17 protein-coding genes are annotated in these 17,864 nt (G+C 70.9%); 13 read left to right on the top strand and 4 right to left on the bottom strand.

Annotation, left to right across the window (positions count from 1 at the left end; genetic code table 11):
* The first annotated feature begins 35 nt into the window (after window positions 1–35).
* The 3 genes from ACPYN5_RS12530 (at window position 36) to ACPYN5_RS12540 (ending at window position 1,699) form a co-directional block, all read left to right on the top strand.
* The gene (locus ACPYN5_RS12530) at window positions 36–290 is read left to right on the top strand and encodes a hypothetical protein (RefSeq protein WP_424449319.1); all 255 of its coding nucleotides are present in this window, start codon (window positions 36–38) and stop codon (window positions 288–290) included.
* 43 nt (window positions 291–333) lie between these two features.
* The gene (locus ACPYN5_RS12535; protein WP_424449320.1) at window positions 334–738 is read left to right on the top strand and encodes a hypothetical protein; all 405 of its coding nucleotides are present in this window, start codon (window positions 334–336) and stop codon (window positions 736–738) included.
* A gap of 118 nt (window positions 739–856) precedes the next feature.
* Window positions 857–1,699: an acyl-CoA thioester hydrolase/BAAT C-terminal domain-containing protein gene (locus tag ACPYN5_RS12540; RefSeq protein ID WP_424449321.1), complete on the top strand. Its 843-nt coding sequence runs from the start codon at window positions 857–859 to the stop codon at window positions 1,697–1,699.
* Here the strand turns inward: ACPYN5_RS12540 and ACPYN5_RS12545 are convergent.
* Both ACPYN5_RS12545 and ACPYN5_RS12550 read right to left on the bottom strand, forming a co-directional pair.
* Window positions 1,676–2,212: a GNAT family N-acetyltransferase gene (locus ACPYN5_RS12545; protein WP_424449322.1), complete on the bottom strand. Its 537-nt coding sequence runs from the start codon at window positions 2,210–2,212 to the stop codon at window positions 1,676–1,678. The genes ACPYN5_RS12540 and ACPYN5_RS12545 overlap by 24 nt on opposite strands.
* Before the next feature lie 304 nt (window positions 2,213–2,516).
* Window positions 2,517–2,846: a winged helix-turn-helix transcriptional regulator gene (locus ACPYN5_RS12550; protein WP_424449323.1), complete on the bottom strand. Its 330-nt coding sequence runs from the start codon at window positions 2,844–2,846 to the stop codon at window positions 2,517–2,519.
* A gap of 72 nt (window positions 2,847–2,918) precedes the next feature.
* On the opposite strand from ACPYN5_RS12550, the gene ACPYN5_RS12555 reads away from it, so the two are divergent.
* Window positions 2,919–3,566, top strand: a complete 648-nt coding sequence (locus ACPYN5_RS12555; protein ID WP_424449324.1) for an FMN-dependent NADH-azoreductase — start codon at window positions 2,919–2,921, stop codon at window positions 3,564–3,566.
* Between the two features lie 108 nt (window positions 3,567–3,674).
* Here the strand turns inward: ACPYN5_RS12555 and ACPYN5_RS12560 are convergent, their stop codons facing one another.
* Window positions 3,675–7,286 carry a S8 family serine peptidase gene (locus ACPYN5_RS12560; protein ID WP_424449325.1) on the bottom strand — a complete coding sequence of 1,204 codons (3,612 nt, stop codon included), beginning with the start codon at window positions 7,284–7,286 and terminating at the stop codon, window positions 3,675–3,677.
* Between the two features lie 192 nt (window positions 7,287–7,478).
* Here ACPYN5_RS12560 and ACPYN5_RS12565 point away from each other — a divergent pair, with 192 nt between their 5' ends.
* Complete coding sequence (locus tag ACPYN5_RS12565) at window positions 7,479–8,021, top strand: ECF transporter S component (protein ID WP_424449326.1); 543 nt, start codon at window positions 7,479–7,481, stop codon at window positions 8,019–8,021.
* 34 nt (window positions 8,022–8,055) lie between these two features.
* Here the strand turns inward: ACPYN5_RS12565 and ACPYN5_RS12570 are convergent, their stop codons facing one another.
* Window positions 8,056–8,853, bottom strand: a complete 798-nt coding sequence (locus ACPYN5_RS12570; RefSeq protein ID WP_424449327.1) for a GntR family transcriptional regulator — start codon at window positions 8,851–8,853, stop codon at window positions 8,056–8,058.
* Between the two features lie 112 nt (window positions 8,854–8,965).
* Between ACPYN5_RS12570 and ACPYN5_RS12575 the strand changes: the two genes are divergently transcribed.
* From ACPYN5_RS12575 to ACPYN5_RS12610, 8 genes are all read left to right on the top strand, one after another.
* Window positions 8,966–9,994 (top strand): 2-keto-3-deoxygluconate permease, encoded by a 1,029-nt coding sequence (locus ACPYN5_RS12575; RefSeq protein WP_424449454.1) that lies wholly within the window; start codon window positions 8,966–8,968, stop codon window positions 9,992–9,994.
* A 20-nt stretch (window positions 9,995–10,014) separates the two neighbouring features.
* Complete coding sequence (locus tag ACPYN5_RS12580; protein WP_424449328.1) at window positions 10,015–11,268, top strand: RuBisCO large subunit C-terminal-like domain-containing protein; 1,254 nt, start codon at window positions 10,015–10,017, stop codon at window positions 11,266–11,268.
* Window positions 11,265–12,557 carry a four-carbon acid sugar kinase family protein gene (locus ACPYN5_RS12585; RefSeq protein WP_424449329.1) on the top strand — a complete coding sequence of 431 codons (1,293 nt, stop codon included), beginning with the start codon at window positions 11,265–11,267 and terminating at the stop codon, window positions 12,555–12,557. Before ACPYN5_RS12580 ends, ACPYN5_RS12585 begins: the two co-directional genes overlap by 4 nt.
* Complete coding sequence (locus ACPYN5_RS12590) at window positions 12,554–13,597, top strand: alcohol dehydrogenase catalytic domain-containing protein (RefSeq protein WP_424449330.1); 1,044 nt, start codon at window positions 12,554–12,556, stop codon at window positions 13,595–13,597. The genes ACPYN5_RS12585 and ACPYN5_RS12590 overlap by 4 nt, the downstream gene beginning before the upstream one ends.
* Window positions 13,598–13,718: 121 nt before the next feature.
* Entirely contained in the window at window positions 13,719–15,539 is a 1,821-nt protein-coding gene (locus ACPYN5_RS12595; RefSeq protein WP_424449331.1) for an ABC transporter ATP-binding protein, read from the top strand.
* Entirely contained in the window at window positions 15,536–16,351 is an 816-nt protein-coding gene (locus ACPYN5_RS12600; protein WP_424449332.1) for an energy-coupling factor transporter transmembrane component T, read from the top strand. The genes ACPYN5_RS12595 and ACPYN5_RS12600 overlap by 4 nt, the downstream gene beginning before the upstream one ends.
* Window positions 16,352–16,397: 46 nt before the next feature.
* The gene (locus tag ACPYN5_RS12605; protein WP_424449333.1) at window positions 16,398–17,282 is read left to right on the top strand and encodes a siderophore-interacting protein; all 885 of its coding nucleotides are present in this window, start codon (window positions 16,398–16,400) and stop codon (window positions 17,280–17,282) included.
* Window positions 17,279–17,848: an ECF transporter S component gene (locus ACPYN5_RS12610; RefSeq protein ID WP_424449334.1), complete on the top strand. Its 570-nt coding sequence runs from the start codon at window positions 17,279–17,281 to the stop codon at window positions 17,846–17,848. Before ACPYN5_RS12605 ends, ACPYN5_RS12610 begins: the two co-directional genes overlap by 4 nt.
* Window positions 17,849–17,864 lie beyond the last annotated feature (16 nt).

The following is a 17,864-nucleotide window of genomic DNA, read 5'->3' on the forward strand; positions in this document are numbered from 1 at the left end:
CGGATGCGCGCGGCTTCCGCCCGGAGTGGATCCGTGTGAGCGTCGTCGATGGGGCGGCTGCCGGTTGCATCACCACCCGGCCTGAGGGCACCACCCGCTGGATCGAGCAGTTCTACCTGCCGGCGTCTCCGCAGTGGCGAGGTATCGGAGGGTCCGTCCTGCGTTCGGTCATCGCCGAAGCGCACGAGGGGCTCACGCGCCTCAACGTATTGCAGGAGCGCCGCGCGACGCCGGTACGAGCGGCATCGACCTCGTCCTCGACGGCGAGGACGAGGTCGATGTGTGGCTGACATGCGCGCCGGTGCCTGATCCTGAAGGCGGTATCGTCGCGGCGTGCAGCGATTCGTCCGGTTCCAGAGCGCGGTGCCGAACCGGAACGGCCGCTTCCCCGGTGTCTTCGCCCTGGTGAACGGGTTGGCCCACGGCGGGGTACTCACACCCGCGGACCACGCCTGGTGGCGGGCTGCGAACGACCGCTCCAACAGCCTCTACGACGCACCCGCCGACGCCTACGGACCGAGTGCACCCCCGGGCGGGCGGTCATGGTTCAAATCCGAAGCGCGCGACGTCCTCGCGCTGACGGCGGGGTACCTCGATCTGCTCGACCGCTACGAAGTCCCCTGGCACGAGCTCCGGACGACCCGGCCAGGGACGATCCTCTACGAGGACTCTGTTCAGGTGGTGGCCCTGCCGCATACGCATGCCGAAGACTGGCCCTTCAAGGCGACACGCTCCTGACGGATCGGGTCACCCGTCAACGGGCGTGGTCGATGAAACCGGTGGAATCACCGCCTACTCGATCGCAGTGTTGACTCTCAGCACTGCGGGCAACGACGGGGAACGACAGACTTGGGTCATGCGCCGCCTTGAGCTGACCTCCATCGAGGGTGTCCGCTGGATCCCGGACGCACCGACCGGCGTCGGTGTCCTGACCATCGCCGGGTCCAGTGGTCGTGTCGACGACGCTCGCGCGCGGCTATTCGCCAGACACGGCGCCGTGGCCGAGTCGGTTCGGTGGTTCAGGGGCCCCGGGCAGCATCCGGCGCCGTGGGAGATTGCGCTCGAAACGTTCCTGCGGCGCGTCGAGGATCTGCAGCGCGACTGCAGCAGCGTCTGGATGGTGGGCAGCTCGTTCGGTTCGGAAGCTGCGCTCCTTTGCGGAGCGTTGTCGCGCTGTGTCGCCGGCGTGGTCGCTTTCGCACCCTCCGATGTCGTGTGGGCGGGCAACGACGCCGGCCGCGAGACATCGCATTGGACCTTCGAGGGTGCGCCGATGCCGTTCGTGCCGATCGATCGGGGCGGTGACGAGGCGGAAGTGCCCGCACGGTTCAGGCCGGTCTACGAGCGATCACGAGAGACCTTCCCCGAACGCGTCGAAGCGGCGACCATTCCCGTCGAGCGCATCGCGCGCGTCATCGCGGTCGCCGGCGGAGACGACCAGGTATGGCCCGCGGTCGAGAGCGCTGACCGGATACGCGAGCGCCGCATTCGCCATGGCCTGCCGACCACGGTGGTCACTTCGCCCGACGCCGGCCACCGCCCGCTCATGCCAGGAGAGCCTGCGGTCGCGGGAGGCGCAACGATGCGGCGCGGTGGTTCCGAAGCGGCCGACCGACGGCTGGGAGCGCGAGCTTGGGCGGCGATCTCGGATGCACTCGGACTCAGAGATCGCTATTCACGCGCGGGAGACCACGGCTGAGTTGTGCCGTGTAGCGCTCTCCCGCTCGCCCCGTCCGCGGAACATCGCGATCGGAGCGACCTGAATCCACCCGAGGTTCTCGTAGAGCTTGCGTCCGCTGGCGCTTGCCACGAGGATTCCCGTCGTCGCCTGCTTCTCCGCTGCCCACGCAGCAAGGCCGGTCATGACCAGGCGTCCGAGCCCTCGGCGTTGGAATGCCGACGTCGTCCTGATTCGATCGAACACAGCGTCGTCTGCGTTCACCGCGACCTGCCCGCGAGCGGCCAGTTCCCCATCCACGTGGATTCGTGCGTATGCGACCGAACCGTCCTGCTCGATCGCAACCTCGGTCGGCACGATGCCCGGCCGGATATCCGTGCTCATCATGCACTCACTGGTGTTCGCAGGATCGAGAACCGCGACCGCGTCACGCGTCGACGCGTCGAGCTCACCGACGAGCGTCAGCCACACATCGGGAGCGGTCGTCGCTGTGACGAGGCGGCGGACTTCCGCGACCGACGCGGTCGCCGGCACGACGCGTTCCTGGGATCGGTCCTCTGACCCCACACCGACGAGCCAGCTGTCGCCGTCGCGACGCCGAGGCATCTGCCGGGAACCGCACCAACCCGTCACCCATCGGTCTACCCAGGCACTCGTCATGATCATCTCCACTGCCCGCTGAGTCGGCGGGTCGCTCGCCGTCGACCCACCTCGGCGATTCTGCCACCCGCGCCGAGCTCCATGAGGATGGACTGCTACTCGACCGCCGCAGCCTCCACCATCCGCCGCGTGAGCGCGCGTCACTGCCCGTCGACCATGAGGCCGCTCCGGAACGCGGTCAGCGGCGCGTGAGGTTGCCGTCGGCCCACTCGCCGAGCTGGCTGAGGATCGGCACGAGGCGCGCGCCGGCATCCGTCAGCGCATACGTGACGGCGACCGGCGGGCCGGGCTCGACCTGTCTGATCACCAGACCGGTCTCTGAGAGCTCGGTGAGCCGGTCGGAGAGAACCGCGTCGCTGATACCGGCGACGGCCCGACGGAGGCCGACGAACGACAGCTCGCCCTGCCCGAGAACGTCGACGATCATTCCGTTCCACCGCTTGCCGAGCACCGAGAACGCGTGCGACACCGCTGCATCGCAGTGTCGGGCGTCGTGGGTGTCGGCCATGCCTCCATCGTACGTGTGCTAGCGTTCCCGAAGCCGCTTTGTTTTTCATAGCCACTCTGATCGGAGAAGCGAATGACCCTGTTCCGCCTGGATGCCAGCATCCTCCCCGCCACCTCGGCCAGCCGCGAGCTGGGCGACCTCGTCGAGGCCGAATGGCTCGCCGCCCACCCGACCAGCGCCGTCGTCCGGCGCGACATCGCCGCCGACCCGGTCCCGGCGACCGCGTGGCGGGATGCCGTGACGGCCGGGTTCACGCCCGCCGAGCAGCAGAGCGAGGGCCAGCGTGAAGCGATCGCCCTGCGCACCCGGCTGGCCGACGAACTGATCGACGCCGACGCCCTGCTCTTCACGGTTCCGCTCTACAACTACGGCGTCTCGCAGCATGTGAAGACCTGGTTCGACCTCTCTTACACCGACCCGCGCATCGACCCGCAGGGCACCGCACTGCGCGGCAAGCCGGCGACCCTCGTCACGGTCCTCGGCGGCAACTACGAGCCCGGCAGCCCCAAGGAAGGCTGGGACCACTCGACCGGGTGGCTTCGTCGCGTCTTCGAAGACGTCTGGGGCCTCGACCTCACGGTGGTCCACCGTCCCTTCACGCTGGTCGGCGTGAACCCGGCCCTCGATGCCTTCGCAGACACCGCCGCCGGGTTCAAGCTGGGGGCCGAGCAGGCCGCCGTCGATGCCGGCCGCACCCTGGCGGCATCCCGGACAGCCTGACCGACCCGGCGGCGCGGGCACACTGCTGCCGCGCCGGACGACGACGGGGCGCCCGGACCGAAGTCCGAGCGCCCCGCGCGTCCGCGCCGCGAGCGCGTCAGCCGGTCATCACCACAGCACCAGGAAGCCACTCAGGCCCACGGAGCCCTCGACGCTGTCGCTGCCGCCGTACGTGGCGACGACGACCTTGAGCCCACGCGACTGCCGAGGCAGTTCGACACGCGCGGTGCCGTCGACGACGTCCGCGCTGTACCGGGTCGAGTTCACCCAGACGTCGACGGTGCCCGTCGCCGGGGCGCCGCCGGTCGGGGTGACCTTCACCGACACGACGTAGGGCTGCGAAGCCGTTCCGACGTAGCGGTTGAGCGACACGGTCGTGGCCGAGGCGAACTTCACGAACACCTCGTTCGACACCGCGGTGCCGGCCTGCGGGTTTCCCTCCGCCGTCGCGGTGACCCGCACCGACAGAGCCGTGCCGGCATCGGCGCGCGTCACCTTGTACGACGCCGAGGTGGCACCCTCGATGGGCTCGCCGCCGCGGAGCCACTGGTACGCGACGGTCACCTCTGCGGGATCCCACTCGCCGGCCGTGGCCTTCAGCGTGCTGCCGACCTTCGCCTTTCCGGTGACCTCGGGCGCGACGACCGCGACCGGGGCTGCCTGACCCGACTCGACCTCGACGACCGTCCGGATCGACGAGTCGCCGTAGCGGACCACGCCCAGGTACGACGTCTCGGGCTCGAGGCCCGCCCACGAAAGGGTGTACGTCGCCTTCTCGCCCTGCACCGTCGGCAGCGGGTCGGGGGTGGCGGTGAACTCGCCACCCGACGCCCCCGCCGCGACGACCGCGGTGGTGAGGTCGTAGGTGAACGGCTCGCTGAACGAGAACCGGTTGACCTTGACCAGATAGGTGCCCGCGGTAGGTGCGGTGAGCGAGACGGCCTCGTTGGCGGATGCCGTCGCCGACGACCACTGCTCGTAGTAACGCAGGTCGTCGGGGCTGACGACGCGGTACACGGTCATGTCGAGGTCGGTCGTCTCGGTCGCCTCGGTCTCGACGGCGAAGCGCGCGTACTCCGTGCCCTCCGGAACGTCGACGATCTCGTAGGTGTTGAAGCCGGCCTCACCCTCGTCGTAGAACGAGTCCTGGTCGCCGGAGTGGCCGGGCACCTCGGGGAAGTCCGGGTTCACGCGCAGCTCCTGCGGCACGAGGCCCGAAAGACCGAGGTCGATCTCACCCGTCAGCGACGGAGCGACGGTGACGTCGACCGAGCCGGTGGTGCCCGTTCCCGACACGGTCGCGGGAGCATCGACGGGCACCGGGAACACCGCGATCGGCGAGCGCACGTCGTTCGCGCCACCCGTCCAGGTGAGGAAGCCGGTGGCCCACTCGCCCATCGGAGCATCGACACGCGACAGCGTGATCTCGACCGTGGCCGACTCGCCCGCGGCGAGCGTCACCGACGACGGCGAGACCTGCACGTCGACACCGGGAACGGATGCCTGCGCCTCGTACGTCCCGGCCTCGGTGGCCGTGATCGTGCGGGTCACCGTCTGCGGCGCGCCGAGCGCACCGACGCCGATGGAGGGCAGGTTGAGGTCGCTCGGGTCGATCGGGTCGACGCCGAAGTCGCGCAGCCCCAGACCCTGCAGGTACGCGGCCCAGTCGGCCGGGCCGTTCAGGTACAGCAGACCGGGCTCGAAGTACTTCGTCGGATCGGTGTGACCGGCACCCTGCGTGAACGGGTCGGTGACGGCGTCGCCGGCTGCATCCACGGTGTCGTATGCGGTGGTCATCATGGCCGACTTCACCTCGGCGGGAGTCGCCTGCGGGTGCTCACCGAGGTAGAGCGCGGCGAGACCGGCGACGTGCGGCGACGACATCGAGGTGCCCGAGAGGATGCCGAAGGTCGGGTCCTCGTCGATGCCGTTCTCGGTGGCCGCGAGGATCGCGACACCGGGAGCGGTGATGTCGGGCTTGATGACGTCGCTGCCGTCGGCGAGCATCGGGCCGCGGCTCGAGAAGCCCGCGACCTGGGGCACGGGCGTCTCGATGCCGGTCACGTTCTCGCCGATCAGCGTCACCACGCGGTCGGTGCCGCCCTGCACGTACTCGAGCACGGCCGCGCGGGCGGTGTCGGCCACGTGCACGGTGGGCACCGTGTGGAAGTCGTTGTCGAGCGAGGCGGGAGTGACGTTCGTCAGGATCATGCCGATGCCGCCGGCCTCTTCGACCGCTTGCGACTTCTCGACACGAGCGTTCGAACCGCGGTCGCAGACGACGATCTTGCCGGTGATCTCGGCCGGGTCGAGCGAGCCGAGCAAGCAGAGGTTCGGCGTCTCAGCACCGGCGAGCCCGGCGTCGCCGGCGAACACCGACGGCCCCGAGATCGTGTCGCCGAAGCCGACCGAGACGGATGCGCCGGCGAACTGCGCGGCGGAGGTGTCGCCCTCCTCGCCGAGACGCACGGTGCCCTCCCACGTCGGGATGGTGGATGCCGCGACCGTGGCGTACCAGGGCGAGGCGTGGTCGGCCGTGACGGGGTCGGGGCCGGAGTTGCCGGCGCTCGTGGCGACGAAGACGCCCGCCGCCGCCGCATTGAAGAACGAGATGTCCTCCGGTGCGAGCACGGTCGTGGCCGAGCCGCCGCCGATCGAATAGTTGATGACGTCCACGCCGTCGGCGACGGCCTGGTCGATCGCGGCCAGCAGGTCGCTCAGGGCGCAGATGTCATCGGTCGTGACGAGCGGGTCGGGCCCGACGTAGCACGCCTTGTACGAGGCGACCTTGGCGGCCGGGGCGACGCCCGAGATCGAGCCGAAATCGACGCCCTCGACGCTCGCCTCGACGCCGTTGTTACCGGCGGCGGTGCTCGCCGTGTGCGAGCCGTGGCCGTCGCCGTCACGCGGCGACAGGTGGTCGTCGGCGAACGAGAAGCCGTTGGCCGCGGCGCCGTCGCCGAAGTAGTGCGCGGCGATGAGCTTGGTGTTCAGGAGCGACGGGTCCCAGGCATCCTTCGTGCCGGCACCCTGATCGACGACCGTGCTGCGGAACTCGCCGCCGTCACTCTTGGTGAACACGACCTCGTCACCGTCACGGTAGGGCTGATCGCCCGCCGAGGTGCCCAGGGCGTCGCCTGCGAAGGAGGGGTTCTCGGGCGCGATGCCGGTGTCGACGACACCCACCACGACGCCCTCGCCCGCGGCGTCGATGCCGCCGACCTTGTCCCACACCCCGCCGGCACCCTCGAGTCCGAGGAACTCCGTCGACGGCACAGCGTCGACGTGCCGGATCTCATCGGGGAAGACGCCGAGCACGCCCTTCTTCGCGGCGAGCTTGCCCGCCTGATCGGCGCTCAGCTGCGCCGCGAACCCGTTGAGAGTGGTCTGGTAGCTCGCGTCGGGCGTGGCGCCGACCTCACTCGCGATCTCCTCCTGACGCTGCTCGAGGAAGCCGGAGTAGTCGGTGACCGCACGCGACTGCACGTCGAGACGCTCGCCCTCATCGGGCTTGGTCGGCGCGAGTCCGGCCTCGCCGCCCTCGTAGGTCGCGACGGGAGCCTCGTCGAGCAGGACGATGTAGCGCCCGCTCTCGCTCTCGATCGGAACCGGGATGTTCACCCCCTCTCCCGTTGCAGCGAACGATGCCGTTGCGGCAGAGCTTGTGAACAGGGCGGCCAGGGATACGGCCGCGACTGTTCGCAGGGTGGTGCGAACCATATGCGCTCCAGTGGGGGGATGGATGAGCAGTCCGCGCGGCGTCGTCGGCGCGCGGTGAAGTCAACCTAGCTCACAGGTCCGACACAAGGAACCCTCGGCTTTCATTCAGGTCGCCATCGACAGGGGTGACTCTCCGATTTGTCACGGGGGCTGGGCGGGCGGCCCGGATGCGGCGTCCCATAGGCTGGTCGGGTGGCCCCGGCATCCCGCCTCTCGACGCGCGTCCTGCTCGTCTGCGCTGCGATCGGCGTTGCGACCGGTCTGCTCGGCGGCCTCGAAGGCTGGCTCGCCGCTCCGGTGATCGCGGCCGTCCCGATCCTGTACGGGTTCGTGCTCGGCGTCCATGTGCTGCCGGGGATCATCGCGCAGGAGACCCTGCGCCTGCCGTGGGTCGCGCTCGTGTCGCACCTCGTCGCGGCGCTGGCGTCGTCGGCCATCGCGCCGCCCTACACGTTCCGGTTCCTCGGCACCGCGCTGCTGTTCGGTGCGCTGCAGGAAGGCGTGGCGGCTCTCGTCCGCTACCGTTCGTGGGCCCCGTGGCGGTTCTTCGTCTCGGGCGTCGTCATCGGCATCGTGGTCGCACTGGCCGTGTTCTTCATCGCCGACCTGGGCGCGCTGGCCCCGTGGGCGCAGATCGCCTACCTCGCTCTGGCGCTGCTCGGTCCCGTCGCGTGGACCGCGGTCGGCCTGTGGATCGGCGTCGGCCTGCGCCGCGCCGGGGTCGCGCGGCGCTGAGGCCCGCTCACCGGATTGCGGGGGGCGGAAGCGCTCACTCCGACAGCATGGAGCGGATCTCGCGGAGCAGCTCCTCCGCGCGCGTCGGCACGGCCTGCTGCTCGACCTCGGCGTCGAGGTCGAAGACCGTGCGAGGGTGATGCCAGGCGGAGAAGACCTCGATCGCGCGACCGGACTCGTCGCGCGTGACGCCCTCCAGCAGCGTCACCGGGCTGCCCGGCTCGACACCGAGGAATCCCGCGGTCTCGACGCTCGCGGCCGTGGCCCGCAGCTGACGAGGACCACCCCGCGGGTCGAGACCCTGCGCCCGCATCCAGTCGTGCAGCGAGCCCCCGTCGAGAGAGCGCTCGTCGAGCGTCGGCGCGAGCGCGAGGGGGATCCACGTCACCATGTGGATGAGCGGTTCGCCGTCGACGAAGCGCACGCGCTCCAGCCGCCATGCCGACTGCTCGCCGAGCGTCTCGATGACCTCCGCCGACGGGGGCAGGCACTCCAGCGAGACGATGCGCGTCGACAGCTCCCCGCCCAGCGCGGCGATCTGCTGACTCAGCCCGCCGGCTCGTCGCGCCTGCCTGCGGTAGTGGTCGGAGGGCAGCACGATCGTGCCGCGGCCGCGCTCGCGGCTGATGAGCCTGTCTTGGGCGAGCTGGTCGAGCGCCTGACGAACGACGCTCCGAGAGACGCCGTAGATCTCCTGCAGCGATTGCTCGGGCGGCAGCGGTGACCCGGGCGAGCGCAGCCCGGTCCTGATCTGCTCGCGCAGGTCGGCCGCGATCTGCGCGTACAGCGGTTCGCCCGAGCGACGGTCCACCGTCGTATGAGGCCCGGCCATCGTCGTCACCTCTCCTGCTCGATGTCTCACCATTCTCCCTTGACCACGCGCGAATCTTCCAGTACAAAAGGTACGTACAAATCGTACGGACGACATCAACGGAGATGTGACCATGCACTCTTTCGACGGCGGCGGAAAGTCGCGGTTCCCCATGTTCGGTTTCATGAGCCGCATCCCCGGCGGACTCATGCTCATTCCCCTCGCACTCGGCATCGCCTTCGGCAACCTGGCCCCCGACGCCCTCGGAATCGGCGGGTTCACGACGGCCCTGTTCCGCGACGGCACCCTCACGCTCATCGCCGTCCTGATCGTCGCCACCGGCGCGCAGATCACCGGCAGTCGCAGCGGCAAGGCGGCCGCCAGCACGACGCTCGTGGTCCTCTTCGCCAAGACCCTCGTCCCGATCACCCTCGCGGTGACGCTCGGGCTGACGGTGGGCATCGACGGCATCCTGGGCGTCTCGGTGCTCGCGCTCATCACGATCTTCGGCAACAGCAACGGCGCGCTGTGGCTCGCCTTCGCCGGACAGTACGGCGATGAACGCGACCGCGGCGCATACGTGGCCAGCGCATTCGACGACGGCCCGTTCCTCGCGCTCATCTTCCTCGGCGCCTCCGGCCTCGGCGACATCCCGATCATCGCCTTCGTCGCCGCCCTCGTGCCGTTCATCCTGGGCCTCATCATCGGCGCGGTCGACCGCGAGTGGACGAAGGTCCTCAACGGCGCCGCCGCCATCACCATCCCCTTCATGTCCTTCTGCGTCGGCACCGGCATCAGCATCAGCAACGTCCTCACGGGAGGGCTCGCGGGCATCGTGCTCGGCGTCATGGTGGTCATCCTGACGGGAGGCCTCACCTACCTCGGCTACAAATTCGTCCTCAAACGCGGCAACCAGAGCGGCATCGGGTTCGCGGCCGGCACGACCGCCGGCAATGCCGTCGCCGTCCCGGCTGTCGTGGCCGTCGCCGACCCGGCGTTCGAGCCGTTCGTCGGCGCGGCGAGCGCCCAGGCCGCCGCCGCCGTGCTCGTCACCGCGATCCTCGCGCCCCTCGTGGCCGCGTTCGTGATGAAGGCCGAGGGCGGCCTGAAGAACAATGTCGCGGTGACGGGGTCGATCAAGACCTCCACCGCATCCGACTGATCCCGAGTATTGGAAGAACCATGCGAGACCCCCGCCGCCTGACCGCGCGTTACTCCATCGAATCCAGCATCGAGCCCGAGCGGGCAGCCGCCCTGCTCGCCGGGGAGCAATCCAGCGGCACCTTCGTGCAGGTGCCCGGTGAGTCCGACGAGCTCCGGTCGCGCCACGGCGCCGAGGTCACCGCGGTGCGCGTGCTCGGAACGGTCGCGCCTTCCCTTCCGTCGCGGACGGCCCCCGAAAAGGTGACGGCGGCCGAGATCGAGCTCGAGTTCCCGATGGAGAACGTCGGCAGCGACCTCGCGACCACCCTGACGGCGGTCGCCGGCAACCTGTTCGAGCTCGGCGACCTGTTCGCCTGCCGGCTGCAGGCGCTGGACCTGCCCGACGCGTTCGTCGACGCCCACCCGGGTGCGGCGTACGGCGTCCGGGGCACCCGCGAGCTGATCGGGCTCGACGACGGTGTCGTGGTCGGGACGATCGTCAAGCCGAACGTCGGGCTCAAAGAGGCGGAGTACCGCCAGGTCGTGCGCGACCTGGCGCGGGCGTCGATCGACCTGATCAAGGACGACGAGCTGATGACCGATCCCGAATACCTCCCGCTCGCCACCCGCGTACGAGTGGCGATGGAGGAGATCACGGCCGCCGAGCAGGTCACCGGCAAGCGCACGATGTACGCCTTCAACATCACCGGCGACATCGCCGGTCTGCGCGAGCGGCACGACCTGGTCGTCGACGCCGGGGGCACGTGCGTGATGCTGACCATCCCGGTGATGGGGCTGCCGGCGCTCGCGTACCTCCGCTCGTTCGCGAGCGTGCCGATCCACGGTCACCGGGGCGGGCTCGCGGCGTCGATGCGTCACCCCGGGCTCGGTGTGTCGTATGCGGCGTGGCAGAAGCTCGCCCGGCTCGCGGGCGCCGATCATCTTCACGTGAGCGGGCTGGGCAGCAAGTTCTACGAGCGCGACGCCGAGGTCAGCGAGAACGTCCGCCACCTCCTGACCCCGCTCGGCCGCGGTGAGCGAGTGCTGCCGACCCTGTCGTCGGGGCAGAACGTCTTCACGCCGCACCCGACCTGGAAAGCCCTGCACACGACAGACCTCCTCATGCTCGCCGGCGGCGGCATCGCTGCGCACCCCGGCGGCGCGGCGGCGGGGATCGAGAGCCTCCGAGAGTCGTGGGCCGCCGCCGTGGCGGGCGAGTCGCTCGAGGCGGCAGCGCGGCGGAACGAGCCCCTCGCCCGCGCCGTCGAGTTCTTCGGAGCCGGCGCACGATGAGCCGCATCGGATTCCTCGCCGACGACCTCACCGGCGCAGCCGACGTGCTCGCGCAGGCGCACGCACAGGGGTTGGATGCCGCACTCTCGCTCGATCCGCACGGACCCCTTCCGGGCGCCGCCGACGTCGTCGGCATCGCGGGCCCGTCGCGCGCGCTCGCCGGAGAGGCGCTCGAGGCCGCCGTCCGGGAGGGACTGCGCCCCTTCGCCGACGAGGACCTCGACGTGTTCCTCTACAAGGTGTGCTCGACGTTCGACTCATCGCCCACGGTCGGCAACATCGGCCGGGCCATCGAGCTCCTCCATGAGCAGTGGCCGGAACACGGGGCGATCGCGGTCGCGCCGGCGCAGCCCGAGTTCGGCCGCTACACCGCGTTCAGCCAGCACTTCGGCCTCTACAACGGCGAGGTGTACCGGCTGGATCGCCACCCCGTCATGAGTCGCCACCCCGCGACTCCGATGGACGAAGCGGACCTGCGCGCCGTCATCGCCGCCCAGCAGAGCGCCCCCGCCCTCGTCGAGCAGATCCACCTGCCGGCCTACAGCGACGGCACGTTCGCCGGGCAGTGGCGCCAGCGCCGCGCCGGGGCGGGTGCCTTCGTCGTCGACGCGGTCGATCCCGGGCACATGGATGAGGTGGCCGCGGCACTCCTCGCCGACATCGACCGCGCCGTCGTCGTCGGTTCCGGGGGCATCATGGCTGCGCTCGCCCGGCGACGCGGCAGGGGGGCGGTCCGCGCGACCGGGGTGACCTCCGCGAGCGGTCCGGCGCTCGCCGTGAGCGCTTCCGCCTCGGCGACGACAGCGGATCAGATCGAGGATGCCGTCGCCGCCGGCTGGGTCGAGATCGCTGTCCCCGGCGAGGCGTTCGATCAGCCGACGCCCGCGGGAGCGTGGGTCGACGCCACCGCGGCGGCCCTTCGCGACGGCCGGAACGTCATCGCGCACACGCTGCGAGGCACCGAGGACCCGCGGATGCGCCTCGGCGCGTTCGACTCGGGCGACGTGGGCGGAACGATCGGCCGCCTCGCGAGGACGATGGTCGAGCGAGGTCTCACTCGCGACATCGCCATCTTCGGCGGCGACACCTCCAGCCACGCTCTCCTCGCCCTCGGCGTCACCGAGCTGCGCGTCAGCGAGCAGTTCGTCACCGCCGGCCCGATCTGTCGGGCCGATGACCGCTCCCCCGTCGCCGACTGCCGACTGCTCCTCAAGGGCGGTCAGGTCGGCCCCGTCGACATCCTGCGCCGTTTCGTCGGCGCTCCCGCATCCCCGAAAGGAACATCATGAGAGCCGTCCTGAAGTCATCAGCCGAGAAGGGCCTGGACTACCGCGCGGACTACCCGGAGCCGGAGGCCGGCCCCGGCCAGGTGCTCGTCAAGGTGGCGGCGGCGTCGCTGTGCGGAACCGACCGCGAGCTCTACGAGTGGACGCCCTCGGCGCAGGCATTCGCGCTCTCGCTGCCGGTGGTGCTCGGCCACGAGGGGTCGGGCACGATCGTCGCCGTCGGCGAGGGCGTCGACCGCTTCGCGGTGGGCGATCGCGTCGCGATGGAGAGTCATCTCATCTGCGGGCACTGCCACGCGTGCCGCTCGGGCGGCGCGAACGCATGCGAGAACACCCGCATCCTGGGCATGCACATCGACGGGGTGTTCGCCGAGCAGGTCGCCGTCCCCGCCGACATCTGCGTGAAGCTGCCCGACAGCATCTCGCTCGAGACCGGAGCGCTCCTGGAGGGCGCCGGCGTCGCGATGCACGCCATCCAGCGCGCCGACTATGCCGTCGCCGGCCAGAACGTCCTGATCAACGGATGCGGCCCGGTCGGACTCGTCATCGCCAAGCTCGCGCTCACCCTCGGCGCGGCGAACGTCATCGCCGTCGAGCCGAACCCGTTCCGCCAGGAGCAGGCCCGCTCGCTGGGCGCACGCGTGCTGCATCCGACCGAGGACATCGCCGGCATCTGCCAGGAGATCTCCGGCAGCCGCGGCGGCTTCGACGTCGCGTACGAGGTCTCCGGCGTACGCGGTGTGCTCCCTCCGCTGTTCGAGGCGCTCCGGCGCGAGGCGACGCTCATCACCATCGGCCACCCGAGCGAGCCGGCACCGATCGATATCGCGAAGTACATCAACAAGAAAGGCATCACCCTCCGCGGCATCTACGGCCGGAAGCTCTGGGAGAGCTGGGACCAGCTGCTGCTTCTCATCGAGTCGGGTCGGGTCGACCTCGACTGGTTGGTGACGCATCGCCTGCCCCTCCGCCAAGCCGACGAGGCCGTGCACCTGCTCACGGGAGACGCCGGCAAGGTGCTGCTCATCCCCGCGCTCGACTGAGCCCGCCGGGACTGAGGCGAGGGCGAGCTGCAAAGCGACGAGGGGGCCAGCGGTCCGGAACCGGTGAAGTTAGGCTCGGCTAAGCTAAGCTGGAACGGCTCAATCCGACCCGAGGACGCCCGTGACATCCGCCGCATCCGGGGCGGCCACGGCGGGAACGCCCGTCGCCGCACACACGCCCCCGCCCCTGCTCGCCGTGCGCGAGCTCGCGGTGACGTACGAGGGCTCGGATGCCGCCGCGACGCGGGGGGCGACGTTCACGATCTCGCCGGGCGAGGTGGTGCTCCTGCTCGGTCCCAGCGGGTCGGGGAAGTCGACCGTGGCGCTGACGACGAACGGGCTGATCCCGCAGGCGATCCCCGCGACGGTCGAGGGGTCGGTGCACGTGTCGGGCGACGACGCCACGGTGACGCCCATCGCCCGACTGAGCACGCGGGTCGGCATGGTCTTCCAAGACCCCGACGCGCAGCTGGTCACGGGCACGCTGCTCGACGAAGTCGCCTTCGGTCCCGAGAACCTGCGGCTGCCCGTCGATGAGGTTCTCGCCCGCGCCGAGCACGCGCTGCGGCGCATGGGCCTGTGGGAGCGCCGCCACGAGAACCCCGACCGGCTCTCCGGCGGCGGACGGCAGCGACTGGCGATCGCGTGCGCGCTCGCGATGGACTCACCCCTGCTCGTTCTCGACGAGCCGACTGCCAACCTCGACCCCGAGGGCATCGAAGACGTCTACGCCGCTCTGGGCGAGATCGCCGCGGCGGGCGACCGGGCGATCCTGCTCGTCGAGCACAATCTCGACGCCGCCATCGGGTTCACCGACCGCGTCGTCGTCCTCGACCACGACGGCAGGACCATCGCCGACGGGCCGATCGGGGCGGTGCTGCGCGAGCGCGCGGCCGAGCTTCATGAGATCGGCGTATGGCTGCCGGTCTCGGCCCTCGCGGCGTTGCGCCTGCGCGAGGCCGGGTACCTGCTCGACCCGCTCCCCCTGACGCCGGCAGAGCTGCGCGCTGGGCTCGAGGCAGCGGCATCCGGTGACGAGAATCGGAGAATTGCGTCACCGTCGGAGACCTCCGCCGGTTCTGTCCGGAGTACGCGCGATTCTCCGACGTACGCGACGACGCCGCCGGTCCCGGCGCGCACGCCGGCGGTCTCGGTGCGCGATCTGACCCTCCGGCGAGGCCGGACGACCGTGCTCCACGACGTCGATCTCGAAGTCGCGGCCGGCGAGTTCGTCGCGATCGTCGGCGCCAACGGGGCGGGTAAGACGAGCCTCATCCAGGCGATCGCCGGCGTGGTCCGAGGTCCCCGCGGGCGCATCGACGTCGGCGGGCTCGATCCGACCCGGGCCGACCCCCGTTCGGTGGCCGAGCGCGTCGGATTCGTCTTCCAGAACCCCGAGCATCAGTTCGTCGCGCACACGGTCTTCGACGAGCTCGCCCACGGCCTGCGTCGCCAGTGGATGTCCGGCGACGAGGTGCGCGAGCGCGTCGACGGGATGCTGCGCCGCTTCGGCCTCGAAGCGCATGCCGACCGGCATCCGTTCCTGCTCTCCGGCGGCCAGAAGCGCCGCCTGTCGGTCGGCACGGCCCTGATCGCCGGAGCCCCGGTGCTCGCCCTCGACGAGCCCACGTTCGGCCAGGACCGCGCCCGCGCCGACGAGCTGCTGCACGTGCTGCGAGACCTCAACCGCGACGGCACGACGATCCTCGTCGTCACGCACGACATGCAGCTCGTCAGCGAATACGCCGAGCGCTGCGTCGTCGTCGGTGGGGGCCGCGTCGTCGCCGACGGCCCGACCGCCGACATCCTCGGCGATGACGAGCTGCTGCGCTCCGCCGCCCTGCGGATGCCGCCGCTGCGCCGCGCCCTGCACGGGCTCGACGGGTTCCCGGAGCTCTCGGGCATCGCACGCCTGCGCGACCTGCCGCGGGAGCCGCGATGACCGCGACCGCGAGCACGGCGCTCGATCCCTACGCGGCGGCGCCCTCGCGGCGGCTGCTGTTCCGGCTCAACCCGCTGGCGAAGCTCGCCGCCCCCGTCCCCGCGATGGTGGCGCTCATCTTCACCCGCGATCTCGCCACGCCTCTGGCGCTGCTCGCGCTCGCCTACGCGGTGCTCCTCGTCGGGGCGCGCTGGAGTCTCCGTACAGCGCTGCTGCTCGTGATCGCCCTCCCCCTCGGCATCCTGCTCGTGGGCGCCGGGATGTCGCTGTGGGTCGACGCCGCACGCGTGGCGGACACCCCCGCGCTGCTGCAGATCGGCGCTTGGACCCTGCACGCGGGCGCGGTGCAGACGGGCATGGCGACCGGGCTGCGGCTCGGCGCGATTGCCGCCCTGGCGTTCATCGCGGGGCTCACCACGACGGGGCCGGACCTCGTCCGGGCGACCGTCCAGCAGCTGCGGGTGCCGTACCGCGTCGGTTACACGGCACTCGCGGCGTTCCGGTTCGTTCCGCGGTTCGGCTACGAGCTCGAGCTCATCCGGCAGGCGCACCGGGTACGCGGTGCACATGGTGGGCGCGGCCCGTTCGCCGCGGTCGCCCGGTGGGGCGGGTACGTCGTCCCGCTGCTGGCCGGGGCCATCCGTCACGCCGAGCGGGTAGCGCTGGCCATGGACTCGCGCGCCTTCGGCGCCCACCGCGACCGCACCGAGCGGCACCTCGTCCCGTTCCGGCGGCGCGACATCGTCTTCATCGCGGCGTTCTGGCTCGCCTCCGCCGCGATCCTCGTCGCCCTCTTCCCGTGGGCCGCGTGATGCCCTGCCCCCACCTTCACCCCGTCGATCCCCGGAAGGAACGCACATGACTCGGACCAGCGCCCTCGTCAAGCCGGCGACGCCCGGCCTGCTCCATCTGGAGGTCGTGCGCGCCGAACGGCTCGGCCCGCACTGGATGCGGGTGACGTTCGGTCGCGGCGACATCGACCGATTCGTGCCGCTCGGCTACGACCAGTGGTTCCGCCTCTTCCTTCCCCTCGGCGGCGGCGCCCTCGAGCGCATCCCCGAGAAGGCGAACACGCTGCTCGGCTACCTGAAGTACCTCCGCATCCCGACCGGCGAGCGCCCCGTCATGCGCAACTACTCGGTGCGGGCATACCGCCCGTCGGGGCCGTCGGGCGATGCCGAGCTCGACGTCGACTTCGTGCTCCACGGCTCGGGACCCACCGCGGGCCCCGCCTCGCGCTGGGCCTCGCAGGCCCACGCGGGCGAGAGCGTCGTCATCATCGATGAGGGACTGCGCTTCAACCCCGAGCGAGGTGTCGACCGGGTGCTGCTCGTCGCCGACGAGACCGGTGCTCCGGCCGTGGCCTCTATCTGCGCGGCGCTTCCGGGTACGGCATCCGGGGTCGCGCTCATCGAGGCGCCGTCGAGCGACGACATCCTGGAGTTCGAGGCACCCGCGGGCATCGAGGTGCGCTGGCTCGTCCGCGACCCGCACGCGAAACCGGGGTCGGCCGCCCTCGAGGCTCTCGCCGCGCTCGGCGCCGACGGGCTGCCCGCGCAGCCCCTCCACGCGTTCGTCGTTGGTGAGCAGTCGCTGCCGACCACAGCCCGGCGGATGCTCGTCGCCGATCACGGCATCCCGAAAGAGCAGATCAGCTTCATCGGCTACTGGCGCCAGGGAGCGAGCTCGCCGACCCCGAAGTCGCAGGCGGCGACGGAGCACGACGGACGGGACGGGCGATGACCGCAGATCCCCGGCCACGCGCCGCTCGCGTGTCGACGGCGTACCTGCTCACCTGCGCTGCGATCGGGGTCGCTGCGAGCGCGCTGCTCGCCCCCGCCTGGGTCGCGTCGTCGACCTTGTTCCTCACGGTGCCGTTCGCGACCGTCGCGATCGCGGGGCTGTGGGTGCTTCCCGCCGTCATCGCCCTCCGGCTGCTGCAGCGGCCGGGCGCAGGAATGCTCGTGGGGCTCATCTCGGGCCTCGTGCTCGCGCCGTTCTTCACGATCGGATCGGTCGCGACGATGCTCTACTGGTCGTTCTTCCCCGAGTTGCCGTTCCTCGCCACGCTCTACCGACGCTGGAACACGTGGCTGCATTACGCCGGTGCCGCGATCATCGGCGCGACGTACCCCGCCCTCGCGGCGCAGTCGTTCGACCTGTGGAGCATGGCCCCACCCGTGCTCATCGGGTTCGTCGCCCTGTGCATCGCGAGCTGCGTCGCGGCCACGTGGCTCGGCATCCTGATCGGCGACCGGTTGCGCGCCGCCGGCGTCGCGACCCTCGCCCGCCGCCGCACGCCCGCCTGACCCGCGCCCCTGCCCT

Origin of the sequence: Microbacterium arborescens (assembly GCF_049707515.1) — a bacterium.
In the GTDB taxonomy this organism is placed as follows: domain Bacteria; phylum Actinomycetota; class Actinomycetes; order Actinomycetales; family Microbacteriaceae; genus Microbacterium; species Microbacterium arborescens_B.

Coding starts and splice junctions, on each gene's coding strand:
- ACPYN5_RS12570 (WP_424449327.1), bottom strand. CDS start 8,853: ATGGCCGGGCCTCATACGACGGTGGACCGTCGCTCGGGCGAACCGCTG.
- ACPYN5_RS12540 (WP_424449321.1), top strand. CDS start 857: ATGCGCCGCCTTGAGCTGACCTCCATCGAGGGTGTCCGCTGGATCCCG.
- ACPYN5_RS12585 (WP_424449329.1), top strand. CDS start 11,265: ATGAGCCGCATCGGATTCCTCGCCGACGACCTCACCGGCGCAGCCGAC.
- ACPYN5_RS12575 (WP_424449454.1), top strand. CDS start 8,966: ATGCACTCTTTCGACGGCGGCGGAAAGTCGCGGTTCCCCATGTTCGGT.
- ACPYN5_RS12580 (WP_424449328.1), top strand. CDS start 10,015: ATGCGAGACCCCCGCCGCCTGACCGCGCGTTACTCCATCGAATCCAGC.
- ACPYN5_RS12600 (WP_424449332.1), top strand. CDS start 15,536: ATGACCGCGACCGCGAGCACGGCGCTCGATCCCTACGCGGCGGCGCCC.
- ACPYN5_RS12560 (WP_424449325.1), bottom strand. CDS start 7,286: ATGGTTCGCACCACCCTGCGAACAGTCGCGGCCGTATCCCTGGCCGCC.
- ACPYN5_RS12550 (WP_424449323.1), bottom strand. CDS start 2,846: ATGGCCGACACCCACGACGCCCGACACTGCGATGCAGCGGTGTCGCAC.
- ACPYN5_RS12555 (WP_424449324.1), top strand. CDS start 2,919: ATGACCCTGTTCCGCCTGGATGCCAGCATCCTCCCCGCCACCTCGGCC.
- ACPYN5_RS12605 (WP_424449333.1), top strand. CDS start 16,398: ATGACTCGGACCAGCGCCCTCGTCAAGCCGGCGACGCCCGGCCTGCTC.
- ACPYN5_RS12610 (WP_424449334.1), top strand. CDS start 17,279: ATGACCGCAGATCCCCGGCCACGCGCCGCTCGCGTGTCGACGGCGTAC.
- ACPYN5_RS12590 (WP_424449330.1), top strand. CDS start 12,554: ATGAGAGCCGTCCTGAAGTCATCAGCCGAGAAGGGCCTGGACTACCGC.